Here is a 15,228-nt window from a genome sequence, read left to right as displayed (position 1 = left end):
CGGTATGACGGATGTGATCGCCGGTCATACGCAGGCGCCACTCGTATGGACCTCGCGGCCTGCGCCCGTTTCTGCATTCGAAGTCGTCTCCATTGCGCCAGCCTCCGCAATGATCATGCTGGCATGCTGCGTGACGTTGCCCACGATCGCCCGTCCGCCGTCCTGCACTGACAAATTCTGCACCGTGATCGCGCGCTCGTCGCTGTTGCGGTGGCGGTTCAGCGCTTCGACCTGGGCGGCGAAGGTGCGGGAGAGCCGGGTCAAGGCGCGGGCGATGCCCTCCTGCTGCGTCAGATCGTCGGTGCAGGCGAGACGGCAGGCACAGCGCATCGCCGCCATGTGCACCGACACCATCTGGGAGACCAGCAAGGCCTCGATGGAATCCTTCGGCGCGATGCTCCTGATGGTCGAGATCATGAAGGCGAGATTGGCCTCATCCGGCTTCTGCCCGACCACGCTGGCCTTGACCAATTGCCTCAATATGCCGTGCATCGCGTCGCGGTCGGCGGCGCCGAGCGCCTCGGCCAGCAGCCGCTCGCCGGCCTGTGGGTCGGGATGGCTGATCGCAATGCGCCGCTTGTAGAGTTTTACGCGCGGGGTCGCGGCGGGGACGCTGCGATCGGATGCCGCGAGCGGCGAGGGGATGTGGCGTTCGAGAGCTGTCGTCATGGGCATGTGTCCTTTGAGCGCGCAAGCGCGAACGGCCGTTCGCCGCTGCGCGCGAATGCGGATTTCGGAATGTCGATGAAGGGTTTAGGCGCAACCGCGTCGGCACGGGTCCGGGCCGGCAGGCCGTGACGCTCGCGACCGTTGCGATGATGGCATTATGGCACTGTTTTGCCCGACGCGACAGAATTTATTTCGTAAATCCGAAAAATTTCCTCGGCCCTGCGCAAGCCTTTGTTCTGAAAGGGGCGGTCTACTGTGCATGGGGTTGTTTTCGCACTTTTGTTTTGGAAGCGGCACACACGTGCCGTGCGGCGGAATGCCGGCGCTCAAACGCGATTGCGAAATCCGGCACGGCCGCTATTCATGACTTCTACGGCGTCGCACCAACAAGCATGCACAAGCGGCGCCAAGAGGTCTGGGAGAGAACGAATGCAACGAACCGCCCGCCTGCTGGCAGTCATCGCAGCTCTATGCGCCTTGGCGCCGGCGACAGAGGCTCTCGCGCAGAAATATCCGTCGCGGCCGGTCAAGATCATGGTCGGCTTCAGTGCGGGCGGCCCGGTCGACGTCGTCGCGCGCATCATTGGCGATCGGCTCAGCAACAAGCTCGGCCAGCCCTTCGTCGTCGAGAACCGCGCCGGCGCCAACGGCATGATCGCGGCCGAAGGCGTCGCGCGCGCCGATGCGGACGGCTACGCCATGCTCGCCTGCAACTCGTCGACGATCACGCTGAACAAGACGCTGTTCAAGGACATCCGCTACGATCCGCAAGTCGATTTTGCGCCGCTCACCACAGTGGTCTCGGCGCCGCTCGTCCTCGTCGTCAATCCCGAGAATCCCAAGACGGCGAACGTCAAGTCGGTGGCCGATCTCGTCGCTGCGGCGAAGGCCGCGCCCGGCGCGCTCGCCTACGGCTCGGGCGGCAACGGCAATCTCGCCCATCTCGCCATGGAGCTGCTCAGCCAGAAGGCCGGCATCAAGCTGATCCATGTGCCCTATCGCGGCGGCTCGGCCGCCGAGGTCGGCATTCTCGCGCAGGAGGTGCTGGCAGTGTTCGATCCGCTCTCCGCCGTGCCGCTGGTCAAGGCCGGCAAGCTGCGCGCGCTGGCGGTATCCTCGGCCGAGCGGCTGCCGGCGCTGCCCGACGTGCCGACCGTGGCGGAAGCCGGCTATCCCGGATTCGACATCTCGTTCTGGGTCGGCTTCTTCATGCCGAAGGCAACGCCCGCGCCGATCCTGGAAACCCTGCATCGGGAGATCGTCGCCGCCGCCAAGGATCCCTCGGCCGAGGAGAAGCTCGGCGCGCAAGGCGTCGTCAGCGTGCTCAGCCCGGCCGACTACGCCGCGAAGATCGCCAAGGAGACCAAGGAGCTCGCGGAGGTGGTTGCGGCCGCGAACATCAAGGCGGAATAGGGCGCGACGCGCTATCTGCCGATCAGCAGCTTAAGCCGGTCGAGCAGCGGACGCTGTCCTGCATTGATCTTCTCCTGCGCCGCGTCGAGCGTGAACCATTCGGCGCGGTCGACTTCCGGAAAGGCCTGCCGCTTGCCGCTGCGCGGCGGCCATTCCATCTCGAACGTGTTGCTGCGAATGCTGCGCACGTCGAGATCGAGCTCGGCCGCGAACGCGGTGACGAGCTTGCCCCCGCGCTGCCTGACCTGGCCGAGCGGGGTCAGCGGCAGGGAAAGCTCCAGTCCCAGCTCCTCGGCGAACTCACGTCGCGCCGCGATCTCCGCGTCGTCTCCGTCCATGTATTCACCCTTCGGGATCGACCATGCGCCGAGATCCTTGTTGCGCCAGAACGGCCCTCCGGGATGGACCAGGAGCACCTCGATGTTCCCACGCTTGCGATAGGCGATGATCCCGGCACTCTTCGATGGCATTGCAGGTTCCGCAGAAAAAGAGCCGCGGCCTTCCCTCGGGAAAAAGTGGAACTGCGCGTCCTAGCGCAGGTTAGTAGCCAATGTTCATTTGATGAAAGGGAGTGAACCATGATCCGCCTGTTGGCAACCACCGCATTGGGGGTGGTGCTGGCGAGCGCCGCGTATGCGCAATCGCCCAGCACGAATCCGCCGTCTCAGCAGACGCCGCAGTCCCAGTCGAACTCCACCGCGCCATCCACGACCTCGCCGTCGAGCGCGACCGACAAGCAGCAGACCACATCGCAACCGCAGCAATCCCCGTCGTCGGGAACGCCGGCCCAGACCACGCAGGCCAATCCACCATCGTCCGGCTCCGGCACCGCCGATACGGGCTCGACTGCGCAGTCGCAGAGCGGGACGGCGAATTCCAATGCAGCCGGTAACCAGCCTGCAACGCAGCAGAGTGCCAACCCGCCAGCTGCGAACACCAACCAGGCGCAGGACCGGTCCAATCCGCCGCCGGCCAGCAATCAAGCCCAGCAGGCACCGGCCGCATCTGGAACCAACCAGGCCCAGCAGGCACCGTCTGCGCCGACGAGCAACCAGGCGGCCGCCCAGACCGACGTCAACCTCAACAAGCAGCAGGAGACCAAGATCAGCGCGTCGATCTCGCACCTCAACGTGCGGCCGCTGACCAACGTCAATTTCGCGCTGAACGTCGGCACGGTGGTGCCGCGCGACGTGCACCTCTCGACGCTGCCGCCCGACGTCGTCGAGATCGTGCCGCAATATCGCGGCTACAGCTTTGCGCTGGTGAAAGATCAGATCGTCGTGGTCGATCCGGCGACCTACAAGATCGTGACGGTGCTGCCATACTCAGGCCAGTCCACGGCGACAACGACGACCCCGCGCGAGCGTAGCGCCAGCAAGTTCTCGGATCGCGATCGCGAGGTGATCCGCAAGCATGCGAAAACCCGTACCGAGGGGCGCAAGGAAGTGCGGACCACCGGCAGCACAGCGCGTAGTGAGATCCGCGTCGGTGACCGTCTTCCCGAGAGCGTCGAGGTCGAGGAATTCCCGACCACGGTCTATCGCGATGCGCCGGGCTTGCGTGAATATCGCTACATCCACCGCGACACCCGGACCTATGTCATCGAGCCGCGCGAGCGGCGGGTGATCGAGGAGATCGACTAGGTCGATTTAGGTCGGAGCCGCCGCAAGCGAGCGGCTCCGATCGTTAGCCTGACGTCCGTTCGCGCGATGCGAGACGAACGGCGCGAGCCTTCGCGCTCTTTCCGGCCGCGCGTGCCGCGATCATGCTGCGGGCCTTGCCGGGAGCCGTGACATTCTTCCGCAACAGTGTGGCGAGCCGCTTGCGGGCGCCCTTCGTCGTCACGCGCGCCGCGACTTGCTCCGCCTTGCGAATGATGTTCGCAACCGAAGGCGTCAGGTTCACCGGAACCCAGGCGACGTCCTTGGCCTTCGAAAGACTGCCGATGCCTTCGCATGGCGCTTCGCGCGGCAGGTCGATGCGGATCGCGAGTGCCTCCGACCGTTCGGTCCAGTCTTCGGCCTTGGTGCCGGTGATGATCCGGACATAGTCACGCGTTTCGCGCGGCAGCTCGCTCTGCCTGGCAAGCCATTTCTGGATGCGGCCGGGACCGGCATTGTAGGCCGCGGCAGCAAGGCCGAGATTGCCGAAATCGTCGCGCAGCTTGCGCAGGAATTTTGCCGACGCCGGCAGCGCCTTCATCGGATCGAAGGGATCGTCGAGCCCGACCTCGGCGGCCGTCCCCGGCATGAACTGCGCGACGCCCTGCGCGCCAGCATGGCTGACCTCGTTGGACTTGAAGCGGCTCTCCTGCCAGATCAGGCGCGCGAAGAACGGCACCGGAATGCCGCTGGATTCGGCGGCCTCGCGCAGCGCGTGACAAAATCGTTCGGTTGGCGAGGGCTCCGCCTGCACCAACGGCTCGACCGCGCGCGGTGGCTCGATCACCTGCTCGTAAGCCGCGTGCGCGTTGGCAAGCTCGATCGCTTGCACGCTGGCGACGAAGAGCTCGACCACCGGAACAAGTGACGAGGCATGATTGTTCTTGAGAACAGTGGTGTCGAAACGTGATGCTTGGCGGGATGCCGATGGATCGAGATCGCACATCAGAAGCAGAAACGCGGCGCAAGCCGCGACGACAAATCGCATTTGCTGGGAGAACCTCGAACTGTGGGATGAACGGCCAGCGATGCGCCGGCGATAGGAAGTTCTTAACCGTCCGATTGCGGCAAAGCTGCGATCTCGTCGGTTCCTTCGGTGTTACTACGGTGTTCCCGAAGAGAAACTCTCCGCGGCTTTGCGGGCTGTTTGCGAATGGGATGCGCGATGACGATGCGATGGATACTAGGCGCGGTGATGTCGCTGTGGCTCGCCGGCCCGGCGCTCGCAGGCAATCTCGATCGGGCTGCGGTGAACGAGGCTGCGCGTCCTGCGAAGCCGCCGGCCACCGACAAGCTGAATGCAGCCGTGGTGAAGCTTCAGGTGCTGCTCGATCGCGCGCAATTTTCGCCCGGCGAGATCGACGGCAAGTTCGGCGAGAACGCGCAGAAGGCGCTCAAGGCGTTCGCGGAGCAGAACGGCATCGCATCCGACAAGGTTGTGGCGCCGGAGCTCTGGGACAAGCTGACCGCGGCGAGCGAGGGCCCGATTCTCGTCGACTACAAGATCACCGACGCCGACGTGAAGGGACCGTTCTTAAAGAAGCTGCCGGCCAAGCTCGATGACATGAAGTCGCTGGACGCGCTGAGCTACACCAGCCCGCTCGAAGGACTTGCCGAGAAATTCCACATGAGCGCGGATCTGCTCAAGGCGCTCAATCCGGGCAAGACCTTCGACAAGGCCGGAGAGACGATCGTCGTCACAAACGTTCCGGCGCGGCGCGAGCTGCCGCGCATTGCCCGGCTCGAAGTCGATAAGACCAACGGGACCTTGAAAGCGTTCGACGCAAGCGGCGCTCTGCTGGCGTTCTATCCGGCGTCAGTCGGCAGTCCGGATCGCCCGACGCCAACCGGAACGCTGAAGGTCACCGCCAGCCACGAGCTGCCGACCTACCGCTACAATCCCGACTACAAGTTCAAGAGCGTCAAGTCCAAGAGACCGTTCGACATTAAGCCGGGTCCGAACAATCCGGTGGGCGCATACTGGATCGGCCTGTCGGCGCAGGGCTACGGCATCCACGGAACGGCAGAGCCCGACAAGGTCAGCAAGTCGGCGTCGCACGGCTGCGTTCGGCTCACCAATTGGGACGCGCGTGTGCTCGGCGAGAACGTGAAGCGCGGCATGCCCGTCGTCTTCCTCGATGCGCCGACGGAATCCTCATCGAAGCGGCAGGGCACGCCCGCTGCGAAGCGTGCCGCGAACTAGTCCTTCGGAAAATCCTTCCGCATCGCGATCTCCGCGGCGTCGCCGGGCGACAGCACGTTTTGATCGAAGGCGGCCTGCGGCGTCGTCATGATGTCGTAGAGCGAGATGCCCTTGATCGGCTTGCCCATGAGCTCGCGGACGCATTCGGCGAGCGTGCCGTTGTAGACGAGATAGGGCGGCCCGCGATCCTTCTGCCGCTCGCCCTTCAGCGACGGCCATTTCTTCAGCTCGGCCGGCGCGTCATAGGCGATCGGCGATCCCTCTTTGAACATGCGTTTGGCCCCGGTGGCTTGATGGCCGGGAAGTCTACAGCCGCCGGGTAAACGCCCGTTAAAGAATTGGCTCAAATCAGCCGGCAATGAAGGCGAGCAGGGTGCCGTTGGCCTTGGCCGGCGGCACGCAGATCGCAGCTCCGCTCCGCACCGCGGCTGGCCCCAGCGCCTTCTCGGTCGCCGCGAGATCGCCGCTGACCAGCACCAGCGCGGCGCCACCGCGCTCTGAGAGGCCATTCAGCGACACGCCGGGATAGCGCTTGGCGAGTTGGTCCAGCGTCAGGTAGACGAAGTCGGCGCGATCGCCGCCGGAGGGCACGATGACGGCGCCGTCCGCGTCGGTCTTCGCCTCGCGGTCGATCAGGCGGGCGAGATGCGCGGCCTCCTTGGCGGGCTCCGGCGTTGCGATCAGCGTCTGCTTGATCCGCTTGGCCGCATTGGCGTGGGTCATCAGCTCGGGGATCCACACAGTCTCGCGGGTCTTGTGCTGGCAGGCGAAGATGCGCACGCCGCCCGGCGCTTCAGCCGTCGGCCACATGAAGGTGCGGAATTTCGCCGCCGAGATCGTGCCGTCTGGCAGCGTGACGGGGCGTTCGAAATCGGTCGGGCCGATCGGCTCCAGGCCCCGTGCACGGATCTCCTCGGCGCCGGCGGTGCTATCGACTGCGGTGAAAGCGATGCGCTCGATGCCCTCGCCATGGCGCTCGACGAAGGCGCGGGCCGGCGCATTGTGCTCGGTTGCCACGAGCACGCCGAGCAGCTCCATGTAGTCGGGGTCGAACATGATGGTGTAATTGCCGGTGCCCATATGCGCGCTGTGGGTGCCGCGCGGCGAGACCGTGAAGCCGAGTTGTCTGTAGTTCTCGGCGGCCTTGTCGAGGTCCTTCACCATGACGACGGCGTGGTCGATACCGATGACGTTCTTGAGGGCCACTGTTGCTATTCCCCGATTGCAAGCTGATTTTGCGCCGCGCCGGCGGCTGTCGGCCATGTCTACGCCGGATGGGCCGTCAAGTCATTTTCAATTCGGCGAGAGATGCGGAATTTCATTCCGCGCGATGCATCCTCCGACGCGCTTCAGCGCGCCTGCTCGAGGTAAGCCGCGAGGACGGCGCGCTCCTCGCCGGTCATCTCGGTGATGTTGCCGGGCGGCATGGAATTGGACCAGGCTGCAACCCGCCCGATCAGGCGAATGTTGCGATGGATGTGCTCGGGCGTGTCGAGCACAATGCCCTTCGGTGCGGTGACGATGCCGGCCCAGACCGGCTCGGCCGCGTGGCACATGCTGCAGCGGGACATCACGATCTCCTCGACATTGGCGGCCGTGACCGGCGCCGACAATGCGCCCGTCTTCACCTCGCGCGGTCCGGCGGCGGAGAGGAGGAGGATCGCAATCACGCCGGCCGCGGCCACGCCCCACACCCACCAGGGCGATTTGCGCCCGGCATGACGCTCGTTGAAGAAGTGGCGGATCACCGGCCCGAGCGCCAGGACGATCGCGACGATGATCCAGTTGAAGCGCGTGGCGTAGAGCAGGGGATAGTGGTTGCTGATCATCAGCACGACGACGGGAAGCGTCAGGTAATTGTTGTGGACCGAGCGTTCCTTGCTGGCCTTGCCGAGCTTGGGGTCAGGCGCCTGTCCGGCGATCAGGCTGGCCACGATCTTCTTCTGGTTCGGGATGATCAGCGTGAAGACGTTGGCCACCATGATGGTGCCGATGATCGCGCCGATCTGGTTGAAGGCGCCGCGTCCGCTCAGCACATGGGTGAAGGCGTAAGTGAGTGCGACCAGGAACAGATAGCCGCCGATGGCGAAAGGCAGTTCGCGCTGGGCGAGCCCGGTGCGGCAGGCGGCCTCATAGAGCAGCCACGCCAGCGCCAGGCTGCAGAAGCTGAACAGTCCGGCCTGGAATGATGTGAGGTCGAGGATCGACTTGTCGACCAGGAACAAGTCGGCCTCGAGATAATACACCACCACCATCAGCGCGAAGCCGGACAGCCAGGTGGTGTAGGCCTCCCATTTGAACCAGGTCAGCTCGTCCGGCATCTGGCTGGGCGCGACCAGGTATTTCATGATCCGGTAGAAGCCGCCGCCATGGACCTGCCAGGCCTCGCCCTGCACGCCGCCCGGCAGGTCGGCCTTCGGCTTCAGGCTGAGGTCGAGGGCGATGAAATAGAAGGAACTGCCGATCCAGGCGATTGCGGCCACCACGTGCAGCCAGCGCAGCAGCAGGCTCGCCCATTCCGATATGACGGATCCCCACATGATCTCCTCATCCGGCGCGACCTGGATGCCGCAGCCTCCATGACCGTAACCGGCGATCGCCGCCCTCACAATGTGTCGCACCGTTCAACCGCATTTTCCAGTATGATGGACTGCGGCTGATGCACATCGTGCGGGCATGAACTGACGTGGGATTCGGCAGGCGCCAAACTCGCCGAGAGACCTTTTGCGGGTGATCGGCGTTGACGCACGACACGCCCAAGGCGGAGGACGACGAATTGAGCGACAGGATAACGTTCGTGGCGATGCTCGCAGCGCTGCTGGCTGCTGCTGCGGCGGCCGGCGCACACGCCGAGCCCGTGTTGCAGGGCAAGGACGCCTATGGCGATTGGCGCGCCGACAAGCCCGGCACGGTCAGGCTGATCCGGCCGCAGGATCTGGTCAGGCCCGGCGCCACGCGATCGGTTGCGAGCTCGTCGCGCGTGGTGCCGCGTCCGCCGGAAGCCCAGCTCCAGGTGCCGGCCGGCTTCAAGATCGAGCTGTTCGCCGAAGGCGTGCGTGCGCCGCGCATCATCCGCGCGGCGCCGAATGGCGATGTGTTCGTCGCGGAAACACGCGCCGGCACCGTTCGGGTGCTGCGCGCGGGCGAGGGCGGCAAGGTCGCGACCAACGAGATCTTCGCCAGCGGCCTGCGGCAGCCGTTCGGCATCGCTTTCTTTCCGAACGGCGACAATCCGCAATGGGTCTATGTCGCCAACACCGACAGCGTCGTTCGCTTTCCCTACAAGGCCGGCGATGTGAAGGCGCGCGGCAAAGCGGAGACGGTTGTCGCAAGCCTGCCAGATGGGGGCCATTCCACCCGCGATATCGTCTTCACGCCCGACAACAAGCGTATGCTGGTGTCGGTGGGTTCGCTCAGCAACGTCGCCGAAGGCATGGGCACGCCGCCCGGCGGGATGGAGGCGTGGGCGAAGACGCAGCCGCTCGGCGCCACATGGGCCAGCGAGCTCGAGCGCGGCGCGGTGCTGGCCTTCAACCCTGACGGCAAGGAGCGAAAGATCCATGCCACCGGTATCCGCAACTGCGTCGGCCTCGCGATCCAGCCGCAGACCGGTCTGCCCTGGTGCTCGACCAATGAGCGCGACGGTCTCGGCGACGACCTCGTGCCCGATTACGTCACGAGCGTGAAGGAAGGCGCGTTCTACGGCTGGCCGTGGTTCTATATCGGTGGCAATGAAGACCCGCGCCATGCCGGCGCGCGGCCGGATCTCAAGGACAAGGTGACGGTGCCCGATGTGCTGATCCAGCCGCACTCGGCCTCACTCGGCATGACCTTCTACCAGGGCGCGCAGTTTCCGCCCGAATACCAGGGCGACGCCTTCGCCGCCCAGCACGGCTCCTGGAATAGGTCGAAACGCACCGGCTACAAGGTGATCCGCATCCGCATGAAGGACGGCAAGCCGACCGGCGAGTACGAGGATTTCGTGACGGGGTTCGTCGTGAACGATACGGAAGTGTGGGGCAGGCCGGTGGGAGTGGCGGTGGCGAAGGATGGATCGCTGCTGATCTCGGAAGATGGCAACGGCACGATCTGGCGGGTGACAAGCGCGCCGCGGTGACGCTGCACCCTCTCCCCTTGTGGGAGAGGGTGGCTTCGCGAACGCGAAGCCGGGTGAGGGGTATCTATCGTCACGAGCAGTCTCAGGTGTAGAGAGAACCCCTCATCCGGCGCTTTGCGCCACCTACTCCCACAAGGGGAGAAGGAAGAAGAGCACCTCATCCTCGCCTCACGCTCGCACCGCCATCCACCGGCAGCGTCACGCCCGTGATGAAATTCGCCTCGTCGCTCGCCAGGAACAGCGCGGCGTTGGCGACGTCCCAGCCCGTACCCATCTTTCTGCGCAGCGGCACCTTGCTGTCGCGTTCGGCTTCGACCTCGGCGCGGGTCTTGTGCCATTCGCGGGCGCGGGTGTCGACGGCCATCGGCGTGTTCATCAGGCCGGGCAGGATGACGTTGGCGCGGATGCCGTATTCGGCGTTCTGGTAGGCGAGCTGTTCGGTGAAGGCGATCATCGCCGACTTCGTCGCCTTGTAGGCGACGTAAGGATAGGTGGTGATCGCGGCCATCGACGAGATGTTGATAATGGCGCCGCTTCTCTGCGCGCGCATGATCGGGATCACTTCCTTCGCCGCGAGAATGCAGCTCTTCAGATTGATCGCGACGACGCGATCGAACGCCTCCTCGGTTATTTGCAGCAGCTCGGCATCGCCACCGGCGAGGCTGACGCCGACATTGTTGTGCAGCACGTCGATACGCTCCCAGCGCGATTGCGCGTCCGCAACCATCGCCTTGATATCCGCAGCCTTGGTCACGTCCGCCTTGAAGGCCGCCGCCGTGCCGCCTTTCGCGGTGATCATCGTGACCGTCTCCTGCGCCGATTCCAGATGGTGGTCGACACACAAGACCTTGGCGCCCTCGCGCGCGAAGGTGAGCGCGGTGGCGCGGCCGTTGCCCATGCCTTCGCCGGGGCTTTGCCCGGCTCCGACGACGATCGCGACCTTGTCCTTCAAGCGCATCTCGGTTCACTCCCGTCCTTGTCATTATTTTCGTGCAGACTAGCAATCGCGCTCCTGGGAGAGAAGAGCGCGCTTTCCGCGTTCATGTCATTGACATCGCACGGAATTGCATGTGGCGGCCGGTCCATCGCGCATGGCTGGCCGTTGCGGTCCAGGAACCGTTCCGGCCTCGCAGCGTTTGTCGCGGAGCCTTTCCCGCGCTAGGCTCAGTCCCGGGGCTTCCCAACCACCAGTGGCTTGCCGATGAATCTGCTCGATCCGCAAGGGCCCGTGGCTGCGGCCAATAGAACTATTTTGGTCGATTCGGTCTTCATCATGCTCGTGATCGTGGTGCCGACCATTTTCGCGATTCTGGCTTTCGCGTTCTGGTTTCGCGCCTCGAATCCGAGGGCGCGCTACCAGCCGGAGTTCGTCTATTCCGGCCGCGTCGAGATGGTGGTGTGGTCTATTCCGGCGCTCACCGTGATCCTGCTCGGCGGCGTCGCCTGGATCGGCTCGCACCAGCTCGATCCCGCCGCGCCCGTGCCGGGCACCGGCAGCCCAGTGCGGATCCAGGCGGTCTCGCTCGACTGGAAATGGCTGTTCATCTATCCGGACCAGCGCATCGCCACCGTCAACACGCTGACGGTGCCGGCCGGCGCCGAGCTGAATTTCCAGCTGACGTCATCGAGCGTGATGAACACGTTCTTCATCCCGCAGCTCGGCAGCATGATCTACACCATGAACGGCATGGTGACGAAGCTGAACCTGCGCGCCGACAACGAAGGCAAGCTTCAGGGCCTGTCCGCGCATTTCTCCGGCGACGGTTTCCCGGACATGATGTTCGACGTCAACGTGATCTCGCCGCTCGCCTTCCCGGACTGGGTGGCGCATACGGCGAAGACGGACGCGGTGCTGAACGAGGACAGCTACAAGAAGCTGATGCAGCAGGGCATTGAGAAGGGCAGGCCGGTCTACCGCCTCGACGATCCGCGCCTGTTCGATTTGATCGCGACCCAGCACATTCCGCCGGGGCCCGGGCCGGCCCTCGCGTCCGAAGCAGGCCGGTCGCACAGTGGAGGCCATGATGCTCGGTAAGCTCGATTGGTCGGCCATCCCGCTCGACCAGCCGATTCCGCTCGTCGCCGGCGCGGTGGTGCTTGTCGCGATCCTCGGCGTGCTGGGCTGGGTCGTGGTGAAGGGACATCTGCCCTATCTCTGGCGCGAATGGATCACCAGCGTCGACCACAAGCGCATCGGTGTCATGTACATCCTGCTCGCCTCGGTCATGCTGCTGCGCGGCGGCAGCGACGCCATCATGATGCGGATCCAGCAGGCTGTGGCGTATCAGTCGCAGGGCTATCTGCCGCCGGAGCACTACAACCAGATCTTCTCCGCGCACGGCACCATCATGATCTTCTTCGTGGCGATGCCGTTCGTGATCGGGCTTATGAACCTCATCGTACCGCTCCAGCTCGGCGTGCGCGACGTCGCCTTCCCGACGCTCAATTCGGTCGGCTTCTGGCTGACGGCGACGGGTGCGCTCTTGGTCAATATCTCGCTCGTGGTCGGCGAATTCGCGCGCACCGGCTGGCTCGCCTTTCCGCCGCTGTCGCAACTGTCCTATTCGCCCGGCGTCGGCGTCGACTATTACGCCTGGTCGCTGCAGATTTCCGGCGTCGGCACGCTGGTGGCCGGCATCAATCTCGTCACCACCGTGCTGAAGCTGCGCACCAAGGGGATGAACTACCTGCGCATGCCGATGTTCTGCTGGACCACGCTGGCCTCGAACCTCCTCATCGTCGCGGCGTTCCCGATCCTTACCGCGACGCTGGCGATGCTGCTGCTCGACCGCTATCTCGGCTTCCACTTCTTCACCAACGAGGCCGGCGGCAACGTCATGATGTTCATGAACCTGATCTGGGCCTGGGGCCATCCCGAGGTCTACATCCTGGTGCTGCCCGCCTTCGGCATCTTCTCCGAGGTGGTCTCGACCTTCTCCGGCAAGGCGCTGTTCGGCTACCGCTCCATGGTGCTCGCGACCATGGCGATCTGTGTCGTCTCCTTCATGGTCTGGCTGCACCACTTCTTCACGATGGGCGCAGGTCCCAACGTCAATGCCATCTTCGGCATCGCCAGCATGATCATTGCGATACCGACCGGCGTGAAGATCTACAATTGGCTGTTCACAATGTATGGCGGCCGCATCCGTTTTGCGACACCGATGTTGTGGTCGGTCGGCTTCATGGTGACGTTCCTCATCGGCGGACTGACCGGCGTGCTGCTCGCGGTGCCGCCGGCCGACTTCATCCTCCACAACAGCATGTTCCTGGTGGCGCACTTCCACAACGTGATCATCGGCGGCGTGCTGTTCGGCGTTTTTGCCGGCTTCGAGTACTGGTTCCCGAAGGCGTTCGGGTTCCGTCTCGACGAACGCTGGGGCAAGGCTGCATTCTGGTTCACCTTCGTCGGATTCTTCATCACCTTCATGCCGCTCTACATTGCCGGCATGCTGGGCATGACGCGGCGGATGCAGCACTACGACGTCGCGGCCTGGCGGCCCTGGATGATCGTTGCGGCGGTCGGTGTGGCGGTGCTGACGATCGGGGTGATCTGCCAGATCGTGCAGCTCGTCGTCAGCATCCGCAATCGCGAGGCGTTGCGCGATCGCACCGGCGATCCCTGGGACGGGCGCTCGCTGGAATGGGCAACCTCGTCGCCGCCGCCGGTGTTCAACTTCGCCTTCAATCCCGATGTGCGCGGCGAGGACGCCTATTGGGACATGAAGGCGCGCGCGAAGCAGCAATCGCTCGCGCATGAGACGCCGGATTATCAGGATATCGAGATGCCCCGGAATTCCCCGACCGGATTCGTCTGTGCCTTCTTCGCCACCATCATGGGATTCGCGCTGATCTGGCACATCTGGTGGATGGTGATCCTGGGCGGCTTGGGCGCTTGGGCGACCTTCGTCGTGTTCGCCTGGCGCGACCATGACGAATACGTCATCCCGGCCGAGGAGGTCGCCCGCATCGACCGCAGCAACATCGAGGAACGGCGCAACCTCGTCAGCATGGCGGGAGCAGTCTGATGGCGATGACCGCGACCGCAGGCCACGCGCACGCCGATCCCCATCATATCGGCCTCGTCATCGAGCATCCCGGCCCCGCGCCGAAGCGGATCGTGACCGCCTACGGCTTCTGGATCTTCCTGCTCTCCGACATCGTGATGTTCTCCTGCTTCTTCGCGGCCTATGCGGTGCTGTCAGGCCAGACCGCCGGCGGCCCCAAGGGCGCGGAGATCTTCGAGCAGAGGAACGTGGCGATCGAGACGGTCTGCCTGCTGTTGTCGAGCTTCACCTGCGGCATGGCCAGCATCGCCGCCGACGTGCGCAACCGGTTCTGGTTTTATCTTAGCATGACCGTGACCTGCGTGCTCGGGCTGATATTCCTCGTTCTCGAGTTTCGCGAATTTGCCGACCTCATCGCGCGCGGCTATGGCCCGTCACGCAGTGCGTTCCTGACCGCGTTCTTCTCGCTGGTCGGCTGCCATGGCCTTCACGTCTCCGCCGGCGTGCTGTGGCTTCTCACCATGATGGCCCAGGTGTTCGCCAAGGGCTTTCGCGCAGACATCTTGCGCCGGATGACGTGCTTTGCGCTGTTCTGGCACGCGCTCGACATCGTCTGGGTCGCAGTGTTCTCCGTCGTTTACCTGCTCGGGAGCGCGCCATGAGTGAGCAGACGCATGGGATGGTCAAACGCGACCTCGCGCCGGGCGAGGAAGAAGAGCATAGCGTCGGCGCGAGGATCCTCGGTTACGTCGTCGGGCTCGTGCTCGCGCTGCTGCTCACGGCGACGTCGTTCTTCATCGCCGGCACGGACCTGGTCTGGCAGCCCTCGATTCCCGTCGCGCTGATCGTGCTCGCGATCGCACAGATGGGCGTGCATCTGGTGTTCTTCCTGCACATCACCACCGGCCCCGATAACACCAACAACGTGCTGGCGCTCGCCTTCGGGCTGCTGGTGGTGTTCCTGGTGGTCGGCGGCACGGTCTGGATCATGGCGAATCTCAACGCCAACATGCCGCCGATGGACCAGATCATGCGGATGCAGTGACAGCCGCGCAAAAAGAAAGAGCCGCTTGCTTGTGACAAGCGGCCCAAGTCTAGGGAGGAAACGCCCAAGCAAAGACAATCGGCCGGAGCCGGATTGCTGCCAAGGAAACGCTCGCG

The 15,228-nt window shown here is 64.5% G+C and carries 15 protein-coding genes; 8 read left to right on the top strand and 7 right to left on the bottom strand.

The window, feature by feature from the left end:
* Positions 1–24: 24 nt before the first annotated feature.
* Entirely contained in the window at positions 25–669 is a 645-nt protein-coding gene (locus tag I6F20_RS19870; protein WP_225112709.1) for a hypothetical protein, read from the bottom strand.
* A gap of 429 nt (positions 670–1,098) precedes the next feature.
* On the opposite strand from I6F20_RS19870, the gene I6F20_RS19865 reads away from it, so the two are divergent.
* The gene (locus I6F20_RS19865) at positions 1,099–2,082 is read left to right on the top strand and encodes a Bug family tripartite tricarboxylate transporter substrate binding protein (RefSeq protein WP_225127499.1); all 984 of its coding nucleotides are present in this window, start codon (positions 1,099–1,101) and stop codon (positions 2,080–2,082) included.
* A gap of 11 nt (positions 2,083–2,093) precedes the next feature.
* Here the strand turns inward: I6F20_RS19865 and I6F20_RS19860 are convergent, their stop codons facing one another.
* The gene (locus I6F20_RS19860; RefSeq protein WP_225127498.1) at positions 2,094–2,552 is read right to left on the bottom strand and encodes an NUDIX hydrolase; all 459 of its coding nucleotides are present in this window, start codon (positions 2,550–2,552) and stop codon (positions 2,094–2,096) included.
* A 108-nt stretch (positions 2,553–2,660) separates the two neighbouring features.
* Between I6F20_RS19860 and I6F20_RS19855 the strand changes: the two genes are divergently transcribed.
* Positions 2,661–3,725, top strand: a complete 1,065-nt coding sequence (locus tag I6F20_RS19855; RefSeq protein WP_225127497.1) for a DUF1236 domain-containing protein — start codon at positions 2,661–2,663, stop codon at positions 3,723–3,725.
* Positions 3,726–3,768: 43 nt separating this feature from the next.
* Here the strand turns inward: I6F20_RS19855 and I6F20_RS19850 are convergent, their stop codons facing one another.
* Entirely contained in the window at positions 3,769–4,731 is a 963-nt protein-coding gene (locus I6F20_RS19850) for a lytic transglycosylase domain-containing protein (protein WP_074447519.1), read from the bottom strand.
* 177 nt (positions 4,732–4,908) lie between these two features.
* On the opposite strand from I6F20_RS19850, the gene I6F20_RS19845 reads away from it, so the two are divergent.
* Positions 4,909–5,946 carry a L,D-transpeptidase family protein gene (locus tag I6F20_RS19845; RefSeq protein ID WP_225127496.1) on the top strand — a complete coding sequence of 346 codons (1,038 nt, stop codon included), beginning with the start codon at positions 4,909–4,911 and terminating at the stop codon, positions 5,944–5,946.
* Here I6F20_RS19845 and I6F20_RS19840 read toward each other — a convergent pair.
* From I6F20_RS19840 to I6F20_RS19830, 3 genes are all read right to left on the bottom strand, one after another.
* A complete protein-coding gene (locus tag I6F20_RS19840; RefSeq protein ID WP_036004252.1) occupies positions 5,943–6,218 on the bottom strand; it encodes a hypothetical protein in 276 nt (91 codons plus the stop codon). The genes I6F20_RS19845 and I6F20_RS19840 overlap by 4 nt on opposite strands.
* Positions 6,219–6,294: 76 nt before the next feature.
* A complete protein-coding gene (locus I6F20_RS19835) occupies positions 6,295–7,152 on the bottom strand; it encodes a VOC family protein (RefSeq protein ID WP_225127495.1) in 858 nt (285 codons plus the stop codon).
* A 143-nt stretch (positions 7,153–7,295) separates the two neighbouring features.
* Positions 7,296–8,486 carry a urate hydroxylase PuuD gene (locus tag I6F20_RS19830; protein ID WP_036004266.1) on the bottom strand — a complete coding sequence of 397 codons (1,191 nt, stop codon included), beginning with the start codon at positions 8,484–8,486 and terminating at the stop codon, positions 7,296–7,298.
* Positions 8,487–8,749: 263 nt separating this feature from the next.
* On the opposite strand from I6F20_RS19830, the gene I6F20_RS19825 reads away from it, so the two are divergent.
* Positions 8,750–10,063: a PQQ-dependent sugar dehydrogenase gene (locus tag I6F20_RS19825; protein WP_518513062.1), complete on the top strand. Its 1,314-nt coding sequence runs from the start codon at positions 8,750–8,752 to the stop codon at positions 10,061–10,063.
* A 157-nt stretch (positions 10,064–10,220) separates the two neighbouring features.
* Here I6F20_RS19825 and I6F20_RS19820 read toward each other — a convergent pair whose 3' ends face one another.
* Positions 10,221–11,021, bottom strand: a complete 801-nt coding sequence (locus tag I6F20_RS19820) for an SDR family NAD(P)-dependent oxidoreductase (protein WP_036037896.1) — start codon at positions 11,019–11,021, stop codon at positions 10,221–10,223.
* Between the two features lie 243 nt (positions 11,022–11,264).
* Here I6F20_RS19820 and I6F20_RS19815 point away from each other — a divergent pair, with 243 nt between their 5' ends.
* Genes I6F20_RS19815 through cyoD form a run of 4 tightly spaced genes read left to right on the top strand, consistent with a single transcriptional unit; the run spans position 11,265 to position 15,112 of the window.
* On the top strand, positions 11,265–12,098 hold the full coding sequence (locus I6F20_RS19815) for a cytochrome ubiquinol oxidase subunit II family protein (protein ID WP_225127494.1): 834 nt from the start codon (positions 11,265–11,267) through the stop codon (positions 12,096–12,098).
* Positions 12,088–14,088, top strand: a complete 2,001-nt coding sequence (gene cyoB, locus I6F20_RS19810) for a cytochrome o ubiquinol oxidase subunit I (RefSeq protein WP_225127606.1) — start codon at positions 12,088–12,090, stop codon at positions 14,086–14,088. Before I6F20_RS19815 ends, cyoB begins: the two co-directional genes overlap by 11 nt.
* On the top strand, positions 14,088–14,729 hold the full coding sequence (locus I6F20_RS19805; protein ID WP_036026017.1) for a cytochrome (ubi)quinol oxidase subunit III: 642 nt from the start codon (positions 14,088–14,090) through the stop codon (positions 14,727–14,729). Before cyoB ends, I6F20_RS19805 begins: the two co-directional genes overlap by 1 nt.
* Positions 14,726–15,112, top strand: coding sequence for a cytochrome o ubiquinol oxidase subunit IV (gene cyoD / locus I6F20_RS19800; RefSeq protein ID WP_036026014.1), 387 nt, complete (start codon positions 14,726–14,728; stop codon positions 15,110–15,112). Before I6F20_RS19805 ends, cyoD begins: the two co-directional genes overlap by 4 nt.
* Positions 15,113–15,228 lie beyond the last annotated feature (116 nt).

Source organism: Bradyrhizobium sp. IC3123 (genome assembly GCF_020193625.1).
Classification (GTDB): domain Bacteria; phylum Pseudomonadota; class Alphaproteobacteria; order Rhizobiales; family Xanthobacteraceae; genus Bradyrhizobium; species Bradyrhizobium yuanmingense.
This window is presented reverse-complemented; position numbering and strand designations above follow the sequence as displayed.